This is a genomic window from Kitasatospora phosalacinea (genome assembly GCF_000716545.1).
GTDB lineage: Bacteria > Actinomycetota > Actinomycetes > Streptomycetales > Streptomycetaceae > Kitasatospora > Kitasatospora phosalacinea.
The window spans coordinates 151,001-167,412 of the sequence record NZ_JNWZ01000002.1 but is presented as its reverse complement, the minus strand read 5'-3'; the positions used below and the strand labels follow the sequence as shown (position 1 = coordinate 167,412).

Genomic DNA, 16,412 nt, shown 5'->3' with positions numbered 1-16,412 from the left:
CAAGCAACTATACGTGGATAGTTGACTGAGGCAACTTCTTCAAGCCCAGGTAAAGAAACCCTCCCGACCGGACGGCTCAGACCCCCTCGGTCAGCTCGTTGAACCGCTCCAGCAGCCGGGCGAACTGCTCCAGCTCCGGCAGCTCCCACCCGGCCAGCGACTGCCGGAAGCGCGCCATCCGCTCCTCCCGGGCCGCCGCGAACCGCCGCTCGCCCTCCTCGGTCAGCGACACCAGCGAGGCCCGCCGGTCCAGCGGGTCGGTCTCCCGCCGCAGCAGCCCCAGCTCCTCGATCGCCCGGATCTGCCGGCTCACGGTGGCCTTGCCCACCCCGAAGTGCAGCCCCACGTCGGTCACCCGGGCCCGCCCGGACTCCCGGATGAACCCGAGCAGCACGTACGCCCCGGCCTCCAGCTCGGGGTGCACCAGCCGGGAGATCTCGGCCGCCCGCGCCCGGCTGCGCCTGAACAGCGTCGCCACCTCCCGCTCGACCGCGAGAAACGCCAGTTCGGCGGGGTTCGGCCCGTCCAGGGGGTCACTCATGGCGGACAGTATCGCGCAGCCCGCGCCTCCCCCGGCACGCGGCCGCTTCGTGGTACGAAGGAACGATTTGAAGCTTTGCACCCTTTTTCACCCCCTACGCGAGGAGACGCCACACCATGGCCCACCAGGCAGAACCGGGAAAGGGCTTCCTCGGCGACCTCCGCGACGCGGTCACCCCGCGCGCCTTCTTCCTGGTCGTCGCCGTCCTGCTGCTCCAGCTCGGCTTCATCACCTCGTACGTGGGCGCCCTGCACCACCCGAAACCGCACGAGCTGTCCATCGCGGTGGTCGCCCCGCCGGAGGCCGCGTCCAAGCTGGTCGCCGGCCTGGAGTCCGTCCCGGACAGCGCGGTGCGCGCCTCCACCCTGCCGGACGGGGACACCGCCCGGGCGCGGATCAAGGACCAGAAGATCTACGCGGCCTGGGTGGTCGACCCCACCGGCACCGAGGACACCCTGCTGGTCGCCGACGCCCGCGGCCCGGCCGCCGCCACCGCCGCGGAGGGCATCGTCACCAAGCTGGCCGCCTCCCAGGGGCGGACGGTCGTGGTGGACGACACCGTCCCGCTGGCCGCCGGCGACGCCGAGGGCCTGTCCGCCTTCTACCTGGTGGTCGGCTGGTGCGTGGGCGGCTACCTGGTCGCCTCGATCCTCGGCATCAGCGCGGGCTCCCGCCCGGCCAACACCGCCCGAGCGGTGCTGCGGCTCGGCACGCTGGCGCTGTACTCGGTCGCGGCGGGCCTCGGCGGCGCGCTGATCATCGGACCGATCCTGCACGCGCTGCCCGGCTCGATCGCCGCGCTCACCGGTCTCGGCACCCTGGTGGTGTTCTCGGTCGGCGCCGTCACCATGGCCCTGGAGTGCCTGTTCGACGTGGTCGGCATCGGCCTGGCGGTGCTGCTCTTCGTGGTGCTGGGCAACCCCAGCGCGGGCGGCGTCTTCCCGCCGCCGCTGCTGCCCGCGTTCTGGCGGGCGATCGGCGAGTGGATCCCGAACGGGGCCGGCACCTCCGCGGCCCGCTCGATCGCCTACCTGGACTCCACCAACCTCACCGTGCCGTTCCTGGTGCTGGCGGCCTGGGCGGTGGTCGGCGTCGGGGTGACCTTCCTGGCGGTGGCCAGGACGCCGCGCTTCGGCCGCCCCATCCCTCCCGGGACGTAGGCGGCCGAAGTACGGACCGGGGCGGGGTCAGACCCGCTCGGGCTCCCGCCCCGGCTCCTGCCCCTGGGTGATCCGGTCGGAGAACTGGGTGAACACGAAGCGGTTCATCGCCCAGTAGCGGAACACCATCGCCACCAGGGTGCCCACGATGATGCCGCTGGCGAAGTCGGCGATCTCCTGGGTCATGTGGCTCACGTCCGGCTCGCGCAGGTCGAACACGTACCGGGACGCCACCAGCGGCAGGTCGTTCACGCCCACCGCCAGGGCGCTCACCACGAAGAACCCGGCGGCCTCACGCTTGCGCCCGGCCGCGCGGAACGACCACTGGCGGTTCATCACGTACGAGACCAACGTGGTGATGACGGTCGCGATGGTGAGCGCCATGACCGGCTTGCTCTCCAGCACGGACATCTTCAGGGCGAAGTTGATCAGCATGGTGAGGACGAAGCAGGTCCCTCCGACCACGAGGAACTTCACCAGCTTGCGGTGCTTGACCAGGAACGGGCGGTAGCGCTCCGGAATGGCGGTCAGCGCGCGCTGCGTAGGGGACGGCATGCGGGAAGTGTCCCACGGGCTCGTTTCGGCAACCACCAGGGGCCTCGGAAGTACGCGTACTCCCGGGGCCCCCGGGGCTGCCCGCACCCGTCAGGCCGCCGCCACCAGCACCTCCGCCGGCTCCAGGGCCAGCGCCAGCACCTCGCGGACGTCCGACACCGGGTGCACCGACAGGCGCTCCAGCACCTCGGCGGGGACGTCGTCCAGGTCCGCCTCGTTGCGCTTGGGGATGACCACCGTGGTGATCCCGGCCCGGTCCGCGGCCAGCAGCTTCTGCTTCACCCCGCCGATCGGCAGCACCCGGCCGGTCAGCGACACCTCGCCGGTCATCGCCACGTCGGTGCGCACCTTGCGGCCGGACAGCAGCGAGGCCAGCGCCGTGGTCATGGTGATGCCCGCGCTCGGTCCGTCCTTCGGCACCGCGCCGGCCGGCACGTGCAGGTGGATGCCCCGCTCGCGCAGCCCGGTCACCGGCAGCTCCAGCTCCGCGCCGCGCGAGCGCAGGTAGGAGAGCGCGATGTGCGCCGACTCCTTCATCACGTCGCCCAGCTGGCCGGTCAGGGTCAGCCCGGTCGAGCCGGTCTCGGCGTCCGCCAGCGAGGCCTCGATGTAGAGGACGTCGCCGCCGGCCCCGGTGACCGCCAGGCCGGTGGCCACGCCCGGCACCGCGGTGCGCCGCTCGGCCGGCTCCTGCGCCGCCTCCGGCACGTGGTGCGGCCGTCCCAGCAGCGCCCGCAGGTCGTCCGCCCCGACCGCGGCGGGCAGCTCGCGCTCGCCCAGCTCGGCCTGCGCGGCGACCTTGCGCAGGATCCGCGCGATCGACCGCTCCAGGTTCCGGACGCCCGCCTCCCGGGTGTACTCGGCGGCCAGCCGCCGCAGCGCCGCCTCGTCCACCGCCAGCTCGTCCGTGCCCAGGCCCGCCTTGGCGAGCTGGCGCGGCAGCAGGTGGTCACGGGCGATGGCGACCTTCTCGTCCTCGGTGTAGCCGTCGAGGCGGACCAGGTCCATCCGGTCCAGCAGCGGCTCCGGGATGGCCTCCAGCACGTTCGCGGTGGCCAGGAACACCACGTCCGAGAGGTCGAGCTCGACCTCCAGGTAGTGGTCCCGGAAGGTGTGGTTCTGCGCCGGGTCCAGCACCTCCAGCAGGGCCGCCGCCGGGTCGCCCCGGTAGTCCGAGCCGACCTTGTCGATCTCGTCCAGCAGCACCACCGGGTTCATCGTCCCGGCCTCCTTGACCGCCCGGACGATCCGGCCGGGGATCGAGCCCACGTACGTCCGCCGGTGGCCGCGGATCTCCGCCTCGTCCCGCACGCCGCCGAGCGCGACCCGGACGAACGAGCGGCCCATCGCCTTCGCGACGCTCTCGCCGAGCGAGGTCTTGCCGACCCCGGGCGGGCCGACCAGCGCCAGCACCGCGCCTCCCCGGCGGCCGCCGATCCGGCCCAGGCCCCGGTCGGCCCGGCGCTTGCGCACCGCCAGGTACTCGACGATCCGGTCCTTCACGTCCGCCAGCCCGGTGTGGTCCGCGTCCAGCACGGCGCGGGCCCCGGCGATGTCGTACGCGTCCTCGGAGCGCTCGTTCCAGGGCAGTTCGAGGACGGTGTCCAGCCAGGTGCGGATCCACGAGCCCTCGGGCGACTGGTCGCTGGCGCGCTCCAGCTTGTCGACCTCCTTGAGCGCCGCCTCCCGGACCTTCTCGGGCAGCGCGGCCGCCTCGACCCGGGCCCGGTAGTCCTCCTCCTCGGAATCGGCCTCGCCGTTCAGCTCGGCCAGTTCCTTGCGCACCGCCTCCAGCTGGCGGCGCAGCAGGAACTCCTTCTGCTGCTTGGCCACGCCCTCCTCGACGTCCTTGCGGATGGTGTCGTTGACCTCCTCCTCCGCGAGGTGCTCGCGCAGCAGGCTCAGCGCGTACTCCAGCCGGGCCGGGCGGTCCGCCTCCAGCAGCACCTTCAGCTTCTGCTCGGCGGTCGCGAACGGCGCGTAGCCGATGTTGTCGGCCAGCTCGCCGACGTCCTCGATCGCGGCCATCCGGTCGACGATCTGCCAGGCCCCGCGGCGGCGCAGCCACTGCGCGGACAGCGCCTTGTACTCCTTGACCAGCTCGGCCGCCCGCCCCGCCACCGGCAGCCCCGGGTCCGACTCCTTGAACGGCGTGGTCTCCACCCACAGCGCGGCCCCCGGCCCGGTCGTCCCGGCCCCGATCCGCACCCGCCGCACGGCCCGGACCAGCGCCGCCGGGTCGCCGTCCGCCAGCCGCCCCACCTGCTCGACCGTCGCCAGCACCCCCACCGCCGCGTACGACCCGTCCAGCCGCGGCACCAGCAGCACCTGCGGCTTCCCCCCTCCGCTCCCGGCCCGGGCCGCCTCCACGGCGGCCCGCACCTCGGGGTTCGAAAGTTCCAGCGGAACCACCGTGCCAGGGAGCACCACCTCGTCGTCGAGCGGCAGCACAGGCAGAGTGAGCGGAACGGACGTCGATGCCATGATCTCTCCCCAGTCAGTGAAGTTGAGCTGACCTGACTAAGGTCTGGCGATCCCCGAATGTTCCCCGCTCCCCGTTCACCCCGAGTGAACACACCCGGAACCCCGCCCTCCGCTCGGCGGGCACCCGCCCCCCGTCGCGGTCACCCCTCGGTGGAGGCCACGCGGGCGCGGGCGCGGGCCCGGGCCGGCGCCCGTCCCCCGCGCCGCGGCCCGCGGCCGCGGACGAGCGGCCAGAGGGCGACCCCCACCGCCAGCGCCGCAGGGTGGCCGACCGCGGTGACCAGGTCCGGGTCGCTGACCACCTGGTGGCCGATCAGGGCGAGCCCCGCCCCCAGGGCGACCCGGCGGCCGACCGGGCCGAGGAGCCCGGCGAGCGCGCCCAGCGAGCCGAGCACCCCGTACGAGACGCCGATGTCCACCGCGTCCAGCAGCTCGGCCTCGGCGTGGTCGGTGGCGACCGCGGCGACCACGACGGTCTGCGAGAGCAGGGTCGCGACGACGTGGCCGGCCGCGAAGACGCCGAGGGCACGGAGCCCGCCGATGCGTCGTTCCAAGGGGGCGACGGTGAGGGCGAAGGCCCAGAAGTAGGGCATCCAGACCGGCCCGGCCACCCACAGGCCGCTGCCGACGAGGGAGAGCGCGGGGTGGGCGAGCAGGTTGTGCGCGTCGGTGGAGGAGAGGGCCTGGAGCCGGTGCACCGTCTCCGGGTCGCCGAGGCGGGCGTAGAGCGTGGTGCCGAGCAGCAGTGCGAGGTAACCGAGTGCGAACGGGTTGGCGCGCGGGGTGGGCACCGCCCGCAGCCCGGGCCCGATCAGTCGTCGTCGCAGTTCCGCGCTGGTCATGGTGCCTCCCGAACGCCTCGTCCCGCCCACCATAAGGGGGGCGGGTGAGAGGTGTCTGAGGAACTTCTGTGAAGGCCCCTACCCGAGCGGGCCCCGCTCGTGCACGTACCGTTACAGCTCGCAAGTGCTGCGGGTAAGGTATCGGCCCGTGCCCGCCCGAACGGGGACCTGCCAAACCTGACGCGACCGCCGGCGGGGCACACCCACGACGGAACAGCACGACGGAAACAAGACGACTACGAGCGGAGCCCGCCGTCCCCGGACGGCCGGCCCGCGAGCCCTGGGGGCGGTGGCGTGACCGTGACAGAGATGCAGCAAGAGACGATCAGCAGTGGACCGGTGGGCACCCAGCGACGGGTGCTCGTCGTGGAGGACGAGCCGACCATCGCGGAGTCGATCGCGGCACGGCTGGGAGCCGAGGGCTTCAAGGTGGCGGTGGCCCACGACGGGCCGGGCGCGGTGGACGGGTTCCACACCTGGCAGCCCGACCTGGTGGTGCTGGACATCATGCTGCCGGGCTTCGACGGCCTGGAGGTCTGCCGCCGGATCCAGGCGCAGCGCCCGGTGCCGGTGCTGATGCTGACCGCGCGGGACGACGAGACGGACCTGCTGGTGGGTCTGGGCGTCGGCGCGGACGACTACATGACCAAGCCGTTCTCGATGCGCGAGCTGGCGGCCCGGGTGAACGTGCTGCTGCGCCGGGTGGAGCGCGCCCAGCAGGCGGCCCGCACGCCCGCGCTGGGGTCCCTGCGCTTCGGCGAGCTGGAGATCGACCACGTGCAGCGCCGGGTCCGGCTGGGCTCGGGCGACGTGCACCTGACGCCGACCGAGTTCGACCTGCTGGCCTGCCTGGCGGCGCAGCCGCGCGCGGTGCTGACCCGCGAGCAGCTGCTGGCCGAGGTGTGGGACTGGACCGACGCGTCCGGCACCCGCACGGTGGACAGCCACGTGAAGGCGCTGCGCCGGAAGATCGGGGCGAGCTGGATCCGCACGGTGCACGGCGTCGGGTACGCGCTGGAGGCCCCGCTCTCCTGACCGGCCGCCGCCGGTCCGGGCCCCGCGCGGTCTGCGCGACGGCGGCCCGGCCCCTCACCGGGACACACCCGGGACGAGTCACCGAGGACGAGTCGCAGGGACACCATGACCTTTCCGCAGCAACGCAACGGGGAAGCCGACCCGGCCGACTCCGGGCCCCCGCTCGCGCGCCCCCCGCTCGCGGTGCGGGCCGCGCGCCGGGTGTGGGCGGACATCCGCCCGTTCGACCCGGTCCGCTCGATCAAGGGCAAGCTGGCCCTGCTGGTGGTCGTCTCGGTGGTGCTGGCCACCGGGATGGTGGTGGTGGCGATCCGGTCGGAGACCCAGATCCGGATCATCATGATCTTCTCGCTGATCGCCTCGCTGCTGTTCATGCAGTTCCTGGCGAACGGCCTGACCGCGCCGCTGCGCGACATGACGGCGGCGGCCCGGTCGATGGCGGAGGGCGACTACAGCGCCCGGGTCGAGGTGTCCTCGCGGGACGAGATCGGCGAGCTGGCCGACACCTTCAACCGGATGGCGGGCGACCTGGAGGCCGCCGACCGGCACCGCCGCGAGCTGATCGCGAACGTCTCGCACGAGCTGCGCACCCCGATCGCGGCGCTGCGCGGCCTGCTGGAGAACGTGGTGGACGGGGTGGTGAAGCCGGACCCGAAGAACCTGGGCACCGCGCTGGAGCAGACCGAGCGCCTGGGCCGGCTGGTCACCCACCTGCTGGACCTGTCGAAGCTGGACGACGGGGTCGTCCCGCTGGACTCCCGCCCGTTCCTGGTCGGCCCGTTCCTGGACGGGGTGCTGCGCGGGGTGACGGTGGACGGCGCGACGGCCGGGGGCGCGTACGACCGGCGCGGGGACGTGCGGCTGGCGCTGGACGTGCGGCCGCCGGACCTGGCGGCGGTGGCGGACGCGGAGCGGCTGCACCAGGTGGTGGCCAACCTGGTGGACAACGCCTGCAAGCACTCGCCGGCCGGCGGCACCGTGACGGTGCGGGCCCGGGCGGCGGAGGGCGGCGGGCTGCTGCTGGAGGTCGAGGACCAGGGCCCGGGCATCCCGGCGGAGGACCGCGAGCGGGTCTTCGAGCGGTTCGGCCGCAGCGGTTCGCCGACCGCGCTGGGCCCCGGCAGCGACGGCGGGACGGGGCTGGGGCTGGCGATCGCGCGCTGGGCGGTGGACCTGCACGGCGGCCGGATCCGGGTGGCGGAGGCGGCGGCGGGCTGCCGGATCGAGGTCACCCTTCCGGGTGAGTCGCCGGTGCCGGCCTGAGACTGTGGCGGAATCGGTACGAACCGGGGCGCGGCCGCTCCGGACCGGGGTCCGGCCGGGCCCGCCCAGTGGTCCAGACCACTGGTTCGTCCGATTTCATGCCGGTATGATCACGACCGATCAGCGGTCGAGTTCCCTGATTTCCGGCATTCCTAACGCACGGATCCGGCCAAAAACCGGTCCGGCAATGTGATCTGGGCGACGCCTGCCCACCGGGGACTGCGCGATCACTCGCGGGAGGCGTAGCCTTAATCCCCGCTGTCCACCATCCCAAAAGGAAGCGGAAGAGGGCGGTTGCCCCGTGTCGCCACACCAAGAAACCCCCAGCTCGGCAAGTTCCACTGGCTTCGGCCCCAATGAGTGGCTCGTCGACGAGATCTACCAGCAGTACCTCCAGGACCCGGCCTCGGTCGACCGCGCCTGGTGGGACTTTTTCGCCGACTACAAGCCCGGTACCGAGGTGACTCCAGTGACCCAGGCCGCAACTCCGGTCGGCGCCCAGCCGGCCCCCGTTGCCGCTCCCGCTGCCGCTGCTCCGGCCGCGCCCGCCGCCCCCGCGCCCGTCGCGCCGGCGCCCGCGCAGCCGACGGCCGCTCCCGCGCCGCTCCCGGCCGCCCCCGCCGCGCCGCCCGCGCCGAAGGCGGCGGCCCCGGCCGCCGCCGCGCCCGCGAAGGCCGCCGCCGAGGGCCCCGAGCTGATCGCGCTGCGCGGCCCGGCCAAGGCCGTGGCGTCCAACATGGACGCCTCGCTGGAGGTTCCGACCGCCACCTCGGTGCGCGCCGTCCCGGCGAAGCTGCTGATCGACAACCGCATCGTCATCAACAACCACCTGCAGCGCGCCCGCGGCGGCAAGGTGTCCTTCACCCACCTGATCGGCTACGCGCTGGTCCAGGCCGTGAAGGCCAACCCGGGCATGAACTACAGCTACAAGGTGGAGGACGGCAAGTCCTACCTGGTGAAGCCCGAGCACGTGAACCTGGGCCTCGCCATCGACCTGGTCAAGCCGAACGGCGACCGCCAGCTGGTCGTCGCGGCCATCAAGAAGGCCGAGACGCTCGACTTCTTCGGCTTCTGGCAGGCCTACGAGGACATCGTCCGCCGGGCCCGCGCCAACAAGCTGACCATGGACGACTTCACCGGCGTCACGGTCTCGCTGACCAACCCCGGCGGCATCGGCACCGTGCACTCCGTGCCGCGCCTGATGCAGAACCAGGGCACCATCGTCGGCGTCGGCGCCATGGAGTACCCGGCCGAGTTCCAGGGCTCCTCCCCGGAGACGCTGGCCCGCCTGGGCATCTCCAAGATCATGACCCTGACCTCGACCTACGACCACCGGGTCATCCAGGGCGCGGCCTCGGGCGAGTTCCTGCGCTCGATCCACCAGCTGCTGCTGGGCGCGAACAACTTCTACGACGAGGTGTTCGAGTCCCTGCGGATCCCGTACGAGCCGGTGCGCTGGGCCACCGACGTGGCGACCACCCACGACGACGAGGTCAACAAGACCGCGCGCGTCATGGAGCTGATCCACTCCTACCGGGTCCGCGGCCACCTGATGGCCGACACCGACCCGCTGGAGTACATGCAGCGCAAGCACCCCGACCTGGACGTCACCACGCACGGCCTCACCCTGTGGGACCTGGAGCGCGAGTTCGCGGTCGGCGGCTTCGGCGGCCAGAAGATGATGAAGCTCCGCGACATCCTCGGCCTGCTGCGCAACACGTACTGCCGCACCGTCGGCATCGAGTACATGCACATCCAGGACCCGGCGCAGCGCAAGTGGCTGCAGGAGCGCCTGGAGAAGCCGTACACCAAGCCCGAGCGCGAGGAGCAGCTGCGCATCCTGCGCCGGCTGAACTCGGCCGAGGCGTTCGAGACCTTCCTGCAGACCAAGTACGTCGGGCAGAAGCGCTTCTCGCTGGAGGGCGGCGAGTCGCTCATCCCGCTGCTGGACGCCACCATCGACGCCGCCGCCGAGCACCGCCTCGACGAGGCCGTCATCGGCATGGCCCACCGCGGCCGGCTGAACGTGCTGGCGAACATCGTCGGCAAGCCGTTCGGCAAGATCTTCGGCGAGTTCGAGGGCAACCTCGACCCGAAGTCGATGCACGGCTCCGGCGACGTGAAGTACCACCTCGGCTCCGAGGGCACCTTCACCGGCCTGGACGGCGAGACCATCAAGGTGTCGCTGGCCGCCAACCCCTCCCACCTGGAGACCGTCGACCCGGTGGTCGAGGGCATCGCCCGGGCCAAGCAGGACATCCTGGACTTCGGCGGCACCACCTTCCCGGTGCTCCCGATCCAGATCCACGGCGACGCGGCCTTCGCGGGCCAGGGCGTGGTCGCGGAGACCCTGAACATGTCGCAGCTGCGCGGCTACCGCACCGGCGGCACCGTGCACATCGTGGTCAACAACCAGGTCGGCTTCACCGCCGCCCCGGCCTCCTCGCGCTCGTCGATGTACTGCACCGACGTGGCCCGGATGATCGAGGCGCCGATCTTCCACGTGAACGGCGACGACCCGGAGGCCGTGGTCCGCGTGGCCCGCCTGGCCTTCGAGTTCCGCCAGCAGTTCCACAAGGACGTCGTGATCGACCTCATCTGCTACCGCCGCCGCGGTCACAACGAGGCCGACAACCCGTCGTTCACCCAGCCGCTGATGTACGACCTGATCGACAAGAAGCGCTCGGTGCGCAAGCTCTACACCGAGGCGCTGATCGGTCGCGGCGACATCACCATGGAAGAGGCGGAGCAGGCGCTCCAGGACTTCCAGGGCCAGCTGGAGAAGGTGTTCTCCGAGGTCCGCGAGGCCACCGCCGCCCCGGCCCCGGCCGAGACCGGCCGCCCGGTCGCGGACTTCCCGGTGTCCATCCAGACCGGCATCTCCGCCGAGATGGTCAAGCGGATCGCCGCCTCGCAGGTCAACCTGCCGGACTGGCTGACCGTGCACCCGCGCCTGCTGCCGCAGTTGCAGCGCCGCGCCGCCTCGGTCGAGGACAACACCATCGACTGGGCCACCGGCGAGGCGCTCGCCATCGGCTCGCTGCTGATGGAGGGCCACCCCGTCCGGCTGGCCGGCCAGGACTCCCGCCGCGGCACCTTCGGCCAGCGCCACGCGGTGCTGATCGACCGGAACACCGGCGAGGACTACACCCCGCTGATGTACCTGACCGAGGACCAGGCCCGCTTCACCGTCTACGACTCGCTGCTCAGCGAGTACGCGGCGATGGGCTTCGAGTACGGCTACTCGCTGACCCGCCCGAACGCGCTGGTCATGTGGGAGGCGCAGTTCGGCGACTTCGTCAACGGCGCGCAGACCATGGTCGACGAGTACATCGCCTCCGCCGAGCAGAAGTGGGGCCAGCACTCCGGTGTCGTCCTGCTGCTGCCGCACGGCATGGAGGGCCAGGGCCCGGACCACTCGTCCGCCCGCCCGGAGCGCTTCCTGGCGCTGTGCGCGCAGGACAACATGACGGTCGCCATGCCGACCCTGCCGTCGAACTACTTCCACCTGCTGCGCTGGCAGGCGCACAACCCGCACCACAAGCCGCTCATCGTCTTCACCCCGAAGTCGATGCTGCGCCTGAAGGCCGCGGCGTCCGCCACCTCCGAGTTCCTGAGCGGCTCGTTCCGCCCGGTGATCGGGGACAGCACGGTCGACCCGGCGCAGGTCCGCAAGGTCGTCATCACCTCCGGCAAGTTCTACTACGACCTGGAGGGGGCCCGGACCGAGCGCGGCGTCACCGACACCGCGATCGTCCGCGTCGAGCGCCTGTACCCGCTGCCGGTGGCCGAGCTGCAGGAGGAGCTGGGCCGCTACGGCGAGAACGTCCAGTTCGTCTGGGCGCAGGAGGAGCCGGCGAACCAGGGTGCCTGGCCGTTCATCGCGATGAACCTGGTCGACCACCTGCAGGTCGTGATCGGCCGCTCGGGCGGCAACGCCCGACTGCGCCGGGTGGCCCGCCCGGCGTCCTCGGCCCCGGCCGTGGGTTCCGCCAAGCGGCACGCCGTCGAGCAGCAGGCGCTGATCGAAGAGGTGTTCTCGCTCTGACGCGCTGACCGCGGAGCGCCGCGAACCGCTCCCGCCCCCGGCTCCCGGGGGCGGGAGCGGTTCCGTTTCCGGACCGTGACGCTCTGCGGACCGGCGCGTGCTGCGGGGGGTCTGACGGATCGATAGGTTATGGTCCGCCGCTTCCGACGCCGCGCGGACGGCCGTCTTCGACACGCTCATCCAAGGGGGACCAGCCGCATGGCAGCCGACACTCCGAAGAACGCCGTCCCGCTCCCACCGGTCTTCCAGCCCCTGCTGCCGGACGACCCCCGGGAGGTCGGCGGCTACCGGCTGTTCGCCCGCCTCGGCGCCGGCGGCATGGGCCGGGTCTACCTGTCGTACACGCCGGGCGGCCGGCCGGTGGCGCTCAAGGTGGTGCGCCCCGAGTTCGCCGAGGACGGGGAGTTCCGCCGCCGCTTCGCGCAGGAGGTGGGCAGCGCCCAGCGCATCCACGGGCTGTACACCGCGCAGGTGATCGACTCCGGCGGTCTGGAGTCGGGCGCGCCCTGGCTGGTCACCTCGTACGTGCCGGGCCCGTCGCTGCAGCAGGTGGTGCGCGAGCACGGGGCGCTGCCGGTGCGCACGGTGCTGCTGCTGGTCGGCGGCATCGCGGAGGCGCTGCAGGCGATCCACAGCGTCCGGGTGGTGCACCGGGACCTCAAGCCGGCCAACGTGCTGGTGGCCTCGGACGGGCCCCGGGTGATCGACTTCGGCATCGCCCGGGCCGCCGACGCGACGGCGCTGACCGGCACCGGCTACCGGATCGGCTCGCCGGCCTTCATGTCGCCGGAGCAGGCCCAGGGCAGGCCGATCACCCCGGCCACCGACGTGTTCGCGCTGGGCGCGCTGACCGCGTACGTGGCGGGCGGCGCGCCGCCGTTCGGCGACGGGCCGGACACCGCGGTGCTGTACCGGGTGGTGCACGAGGAGCCGGACCTGAGCACCGTCCCGGCGCCGCTGCGCGAGCTGGTCGGCCGCTGCCTGGCGAAGGACCCGGAGGACCGGCCGACGCCCGCGGAGCTCATCCAGGCGGCCCGGGAGCACCCGGCCGTCGGCGGGCAGCTGCGGTTCGGCGAGGACTGGCTGCCCGGCCAGGTGAACACCGAGATCACCCGGCGCTCCGACCTGCCGAGGACCCCGCCGACGCCGCTGCCCGCGGTGCCGCCGACCCTGCCCGCCACTCCCCCGCCGCCGGCCGCCCCGTTCGCTCCCCCGGTCGTGCCCCCCGTGCAGCAGCACGCCCCGGTGGCGCCCCCGTCCGGTGCGTTCGGCCCGCCCGCTCCGACCTCGGAGGCGGTCACCGGCCCGGTGGCCCCGGCCGATCCGACGCTGCGGCTGACCGAGCGGCACACCCCGCCGCCGACGCCCGCCTTCCCGCTGGCCGCCGAACCGGCCCCCGCCCCCGCGCCGGCCCCGGCGAAGCCCGAGCGCCGGGGCGGGGTGTCCTGGAAGACCCTGCTGGTGGTCGTGCTGGTGACGCTGCTGGCGGGCACCACCGGCGGCCTGGTGCTGATGAAGGAGCTCGGCAAGGACGACGCCGGGGGCAGCGCCAAGGGCGGCCAGTCGACCGCGCAGAACCCCGCGGCCTCGCCGGACGCGGCGGGCGTCGGCGGCGGCAGCCAGGACCGGGCGACGACGCCGGGCCCCTCGCACTCCGCGCCGGCCTCGCCGTCCCCCTCGGCCTCGGCCTCGCCCTCGCCCTCCGCCCGCAAGAGCGGGGCGCCCGCCGGGTTCACCGCGGTCTACACCGACCGCGAGCTGTCCGCGCCCAGCACCGACTACGGTTTCGACCTGCTGAACGGCAAGGTGGTGCCGACCTCCTCCAGCAGCGACGTCTTCCTGCGGCCCAGCTACGACGAGCTGCGGGTGGCGGACGGCTTCGACCGCTACCTCAGCAAGACGGACACCCTCACCCCGCAGGAGTGCTCGGACGCCATCGACAAGAACCCGAGCGCCGAGTTCCCGTACAACGACCTCCCGCCGGGCCGGATGGTCTGCGTGCGCAACCGCCAGACCTGGAGCGTGGCGATCGTCAAGATCGTCAACACCACCAGCAGCGGCGCGGTGTCCATCTCGCTCAGCTACTACAAGTACAACGGCTGATCGCGGCCCCTTATCCTGGGTCCGACGGACCAGAACCAGCACCCCCGGAGCGAACCACCGTGTACTTCACCGACCGCGGCATCGAGGAGTTGGAGAGCCGGCGAGGCGAGGAGGAGGTCACCTTCGGGTGGCTGGCCGAGCGCCTGCGGGAGTTCGTGGACCTGAACCCGGACTTCGAGGTGCCGGTGGAGCGGCTGGCCACCTGGCTGGCCCGGCTGGACGACGAGGACGACGACGAGTGACCGGCTGACGCACCGTCAGTCGAGCGGCCCGGAAGGCGAGTTCGCCTTCCGGGCCGCGGCCGTTCCCGGGGTTCCCCCGGAGCGGAGCCTCGGGGTGCGCTCCGGGTCGGGGTGGGGGTCGGAGCTCCTTGACTTCCCGGCTACGCGATATATCGTGAAGAACAGGAAGGACGCGATACATCGCGTATGGCGCGCAAGAGGACGGGGAGCCCGAAATGACCGAGTGGACGGTAGACAGTGCCGAGAAGATCGCCTTCGACGGGGCCGTGCACACCCTGCACGTGCGCGTCGTCGACGGCACGGTGAACGTGGTGCCCACCGAGGGCCCGGCCCGGCTCGAAGCGGCCCGCCTGGAGGGTGAGCCGCTGCAGGTCACGCTGGAGGACGGCGTGCTCACCGTCACCTACAAGGACCTCAGCTGGAGCGAGTTCGGCGCGGCCGTGAAGTCCGTGCAGACGGTCAAGTCCTTCTTCTCCGGCCTGCGCCGCAAGCGCAGCGCCGACGTCACGGTGGCCGTGCCGGCCGCCGCCGTGGTCCGGGTCGGCACCGTCTCGGCGGACGCCACGGTCTCCGGGATCGCCGGCGAGGTCGGGGTGCACGGCGCCAGCGGCGCCACCACGCTGGCCGGCCTGACCGGCCAGGTCAGCGCCAACACCGTCTCGGGCGACGTCGACGCCGAGGGCCTGTCCGGCGAGCTGAAGGTCAACACGGTGTCCGGCGCGGTCACCCTGGTGGCCGGCTCCGCGACGAAGATCCGCGCGCACTCGGTCTCCGGCGCCGTCACCCTGGACCTGGACGCCGCCACCCCCACCGACATCACGGTCAACACCGTCTCCGGCGCGGTCGGCGTCCGACTGCCCGCCCTGGCCGACGCCAAGGTCGAGGCCGGCACCACCAGCGGTACGCTCTCCAGCGCCTTCGCCGAGCTGAGCGTCGGCGGCGGCTGGGGCTCCAAGAAGCTCTCCGGCCAGCTCGGCACCGGCCGCGGCCGCCTCTCGGTGACCACCGTCACCGGCGCGGTCACCGTCCAGCGCCGCCCCGACGCCGAGGAGGACCGCCCGCTCAAGGAGCTGCCGACGGCCCCGCTCGACCTGACCAAGGAGGCCTGATGACACCGGTGTTCGGCCACGGACGGCTCCGCCTCTACCTGCTGAAGCTGCTCGACGAGAGCCCCCGGCACGGCTACGAGGTGATCCGCCTGCTGGAGGAGCGCTTCCACGGCCTGTACGCGCCCTCCGCGGGCACCGTCTACCCCCGGCTCGCCAAGCTGGAGGCGGAGGGCCTGGTCAGCCACACCACCGAGGGCGGCCGCAAGGTCTACCGGCTCACCGACGCCGGGCAGAGCGAACTCACCTCCCGCTCGGCCGAGTTGACCGACCTGGAGGCCGAGATCCACGACTCGGTCGGCCAGCTCGCCGGAGCCATCCGGCAGGACGTCCGGGACAACGCCAAGGACCTGCGCGCCGAGCTGTGGAACCAGGCCGCCACCGACTCGGCCACCGCCGCCCCCGGCGGGCCGCCCTGGCGCGACCAGGAGTCCTGGCAGCGGGCCAAGGAGGAGTTCGCCCGGCTCAAGGCCGAGACCAAGGAGCAGGCCCGGCGGGCCAAGGAGCAGGAGAAGGCGGCCCGCCGGCAGGCCAAGGCCGCCGAGGCCGAGACCAAGCGGCTGCGCGAGCAGTCCAGGGCCGCCCGCACCGCCGCCCAGCAGGAGGCGCTGCGGCTCAAGCGCCGGGTCGAGGAGCAGGTCCGGGCGCACGCCGCGGGCGGCGACTGGTCGGCCGGGCTGGCCGAGGGCCTGGCCGAACTCACCCGCGGTCTGGGCTCGTTGGCGGACGCGGCGCGCTGGGGCGCGCCCGAGGAGCCGGCCGTCCGGATCGACCTCGACAAGGACGCCCCCGGCCGGGACGACGACGCCGAACGGGCCGGGCACGCCGAGCCGTCCGAGCCCGCCGAGCTGCCCGACTGGGCCCGCACCGACCCGGCCGGCGACCCGGCCCGCGAGCTGGAGCGCCTGCTCGACCGGTTCCGCGACCACGTCCGGGACACCGCCCGCGACCGCGGCGTCGACGCCGCCCGGCTGGCCCGCGCCCAGCGGGCGCTGGCCGCCGCCGCCCGCGCCCTGTACGAGCGCTGAACCCC

12 protein-coding genes are annotated in these 16,412 nt (G+C 73.1%); 8 read left to right on the top strand and 4 right to left on the bottom strand.

Annotated elements, in window-relative coordinates; translation table 11 throughout:
• Positions 1–76: 76 nt before the first annotated feature.
• Positions 77–541, bottom strand: coding sequence for a MarR family winged helix-turn-helix transcriptional regulator (locus tag OO48_RS40545; RefSeq protein ID WP_033212082.1), 465 nt, complete (start codon positions 539–541; stop codon positions 77–79).
• Between the two features lie 116 nt (positions 542–657).
• Between OO48_RS40545 and OO48_RS01845 the strand changes: the two genes are divergently transcribed.
• On the top strand, positions 658–1,701 hold the full coding sequence (locus tag OO48_RS01845) for an ABC-2 transporter permease (RefSeq protein WP_033212080.1): 1,044 nt from the start codon (positions 658–660) through the stop codon (positions 1,699–1,701).
• A 27-nt stretch (positions 1,702–1,728) separates the two neighbouring features.
• Here the strand turns inward: OO48_RS01845 and OO48_RS01840 are convergent, their stop codons facing one another.
• From OO48_RS01840 to OO48_RS01830, 3 genes are all read right to left on the bottom strand, one after another.
• Positions 1,729–2,256 carry a GtrA family protein gene (locus OO48_RS01840; RefSeq protein WP_033212078.1) on the bottom strand — a complete coding sequence of 176 codons (528 nt, stop codon included), beginning with the start codon at positions 2,254–2,256 and terminating at the stop codon, positions 1,729–1,731.
• 90 nt (positions 2,257–2,346) lie between these two features.
• Positions 2,347–4,740, bottom strand: coding sequence for an endopeptidase La (gene lon / locus OO48_RS01835; protein WP_033212076.1), 2,394 nt, complete (start codon positions 4,738–4,740; stop codon positions 2,347–2,349).
• Positions 4,741–4,880: 140 nt separating this feature from the next.
• Entirely contained in the window at positions 4,881–5,582 is a 702-nt protein-coding gene (locus OO48_RS01830) for a rhomboid-like protein (RefSeq protein ID WP_051731612.1), read from the bottom strand.
• Between the two features lie 309 nt (positions 5,583–5,891).
• Here OO48_RS01830 and OO48_RS01825 point away from each other — a divergent pair, with 309 nt between their 5' ends.
• The 7 genes from OO48_RS01825 (at position 5,892) to OO48_RS01795 (ending at position 16,407) form a co-directional block, all read left to right on the top strand.
• Positions 5,892–6,617, top strand: coding sequence for a response regulator transcription factor (locus OO48_RS01825; RefSeq protein WP_033212075.1), 726 nt, complete (start codon positions 5,892–5,894; stop codon positions 6,615–6,617).
• 105 nt (positions 6,618–6,722) lie between these two features.
• Positions 6,723–7,880 carry a sensor histidine kinase gene (locus tag OO48_RS01820; protein WP_106970222.1) on the top strand — a complete coding sequence of 386 codons (1,158 nt, stop codon included), beginning with the start codon at positions 6,723–6,725 and terminating at the stop codon, positions 7,878–7,880.
• A gap of 301 nt (positions 7,881–8,181) precedes the next feature.
• Positions 8,182–11,928: a multifunctional oxoglutarate decarboxylase/oxoglutarate dehydrogenase thiamine pyrophosphate-binding subunit/dihydrolipoyllysine-residue succinyltransferase subunit gene (locus OO48_RS01815; protein ID WP_033212073.1), complete on the top strand. Its 3,747-nt coding sequence runs from the start codon at positions 8,182–8,184 to the stop codon at positions 11,926–11,928.
• Positions 11,929–12,126: 198 nt separating this feature from the next.
• Positions 12,127–14,031, top strand: a complete 1,905-nt coding sequence (locus OO48_RS39155) for a serine/threonine-protein kinase (protein WP_051731611.1) — start codon at positions 12,127–12,129, stop codon at positions 14,029–14,031.
• Between the two features lie 59 nt (positions 14,032–14,090).
• On the top strand, positions 14,091–14,273 hold the full coding sequence (locus tag OO48_RS01805; protein WP_033212071.1) for a DUF6104 family protein: 183 nt from the start codon (positions 14,091–14,093) through the stop codon (positions 14,271–14,273).
• A 215-nt stretch (positions 14,274–14,488) separates the two neighbouring features.
• The gene (locus OO48_RS01800; RefSeq protein WP_033212069.1) at positions 14,489–15,382 is read left to right on the top strand and encodes a DUF4097 family beta strand repeat-containing protein; all 894 of its coding nucleotides are present in this window, start codon (positions 14,489–14,491) and stop codon (positions 15,380–15,382) included.
• Positions 15,382–16,407: a PadR family transcriptional regulator gene (locus tag OO48_RS01795; RefSeq protein WP_033212068.1), complete on the top strand. Its 1,026-nt coding sequence runs from the start codon at positions 15,382–15,384 to the stop codon at positions 16,405–16,407. The genes OO48_RS01800 and OO48_RS01795 overlap by 1 nt, the downstream gene beginning before the upstream one ends.
• Positions 16,408–16,412: the final 5 nt, after the last annotated feature.

Coding starts and splice junctions, on each gene's coding strand:
- OO48_RS40545 (WP_033212082.1), bottom strand. CDS start 541: ATGAGTGACCCCCTGGACGGGCCGAACCCCGCCGAACTGGCGTTTCTC.
- OO48_RS01845 (WP_033212080.1), top strand. CDS start 658: ATGGCCCACCAGGCAGAACCGGGAAAGGGCTTCCTCGGCGACCTCCGC.
- OO48_RS01840 (WP_033212078.1), bottom strand. CDS start 2,256: ATGCCGTCCCCTACGCAGCGCGCGCTGACCGCCATTCCGGAGCGCTAC.
- lon (WP_033212076.1), bottom strand. CDS start 4,740: ATGGCATCGACGTCCGTTCCGCTCACTCTGCCTGTGCTGCCGCTCGAC.
- OO48_RS01830 (WP_051731612.1), bottom strand. CDS start 5,582: ATGACCAGCGCGGAACTGCGACGACGACTGATCGGGCCCGGGCTGCGG.
- OO48_RS01825 (WP_033212075.1), top strand. CDS start 5,892: ATGCAGCAAGAGACGATCAGCAGTGGACCGGTGGGCACCCAGCGACGG.
- OO48_RS01820 (WP_106970222.1), top strand. CDS start 6,723: ATGACCTTTCCGCAGCAACGCAACGGGGAAGCCGACCCGGCCGACTCC.
- OO48_RS39155 (WP_051731611.1), top strand. CDS start 12,127: ATGGCAGCCGACACTCCGAAGAACGCCGTCCCGCTCCCACCGGTCTTC.
- OO48_RS01800 (WP_033212069.1), top strand. CDS start 14,489: ATGACCGAGTGGACGGTAGACAGTGCCGAGAAGATCGCCTTCGACGGG.
- OO48_RS01795 (WP_033212068.1), top strand. CDS start 15,382: ATGACACCGGTGTTCGGCCACGGACGGCTCCGCCTCTACCTGCTGAAG.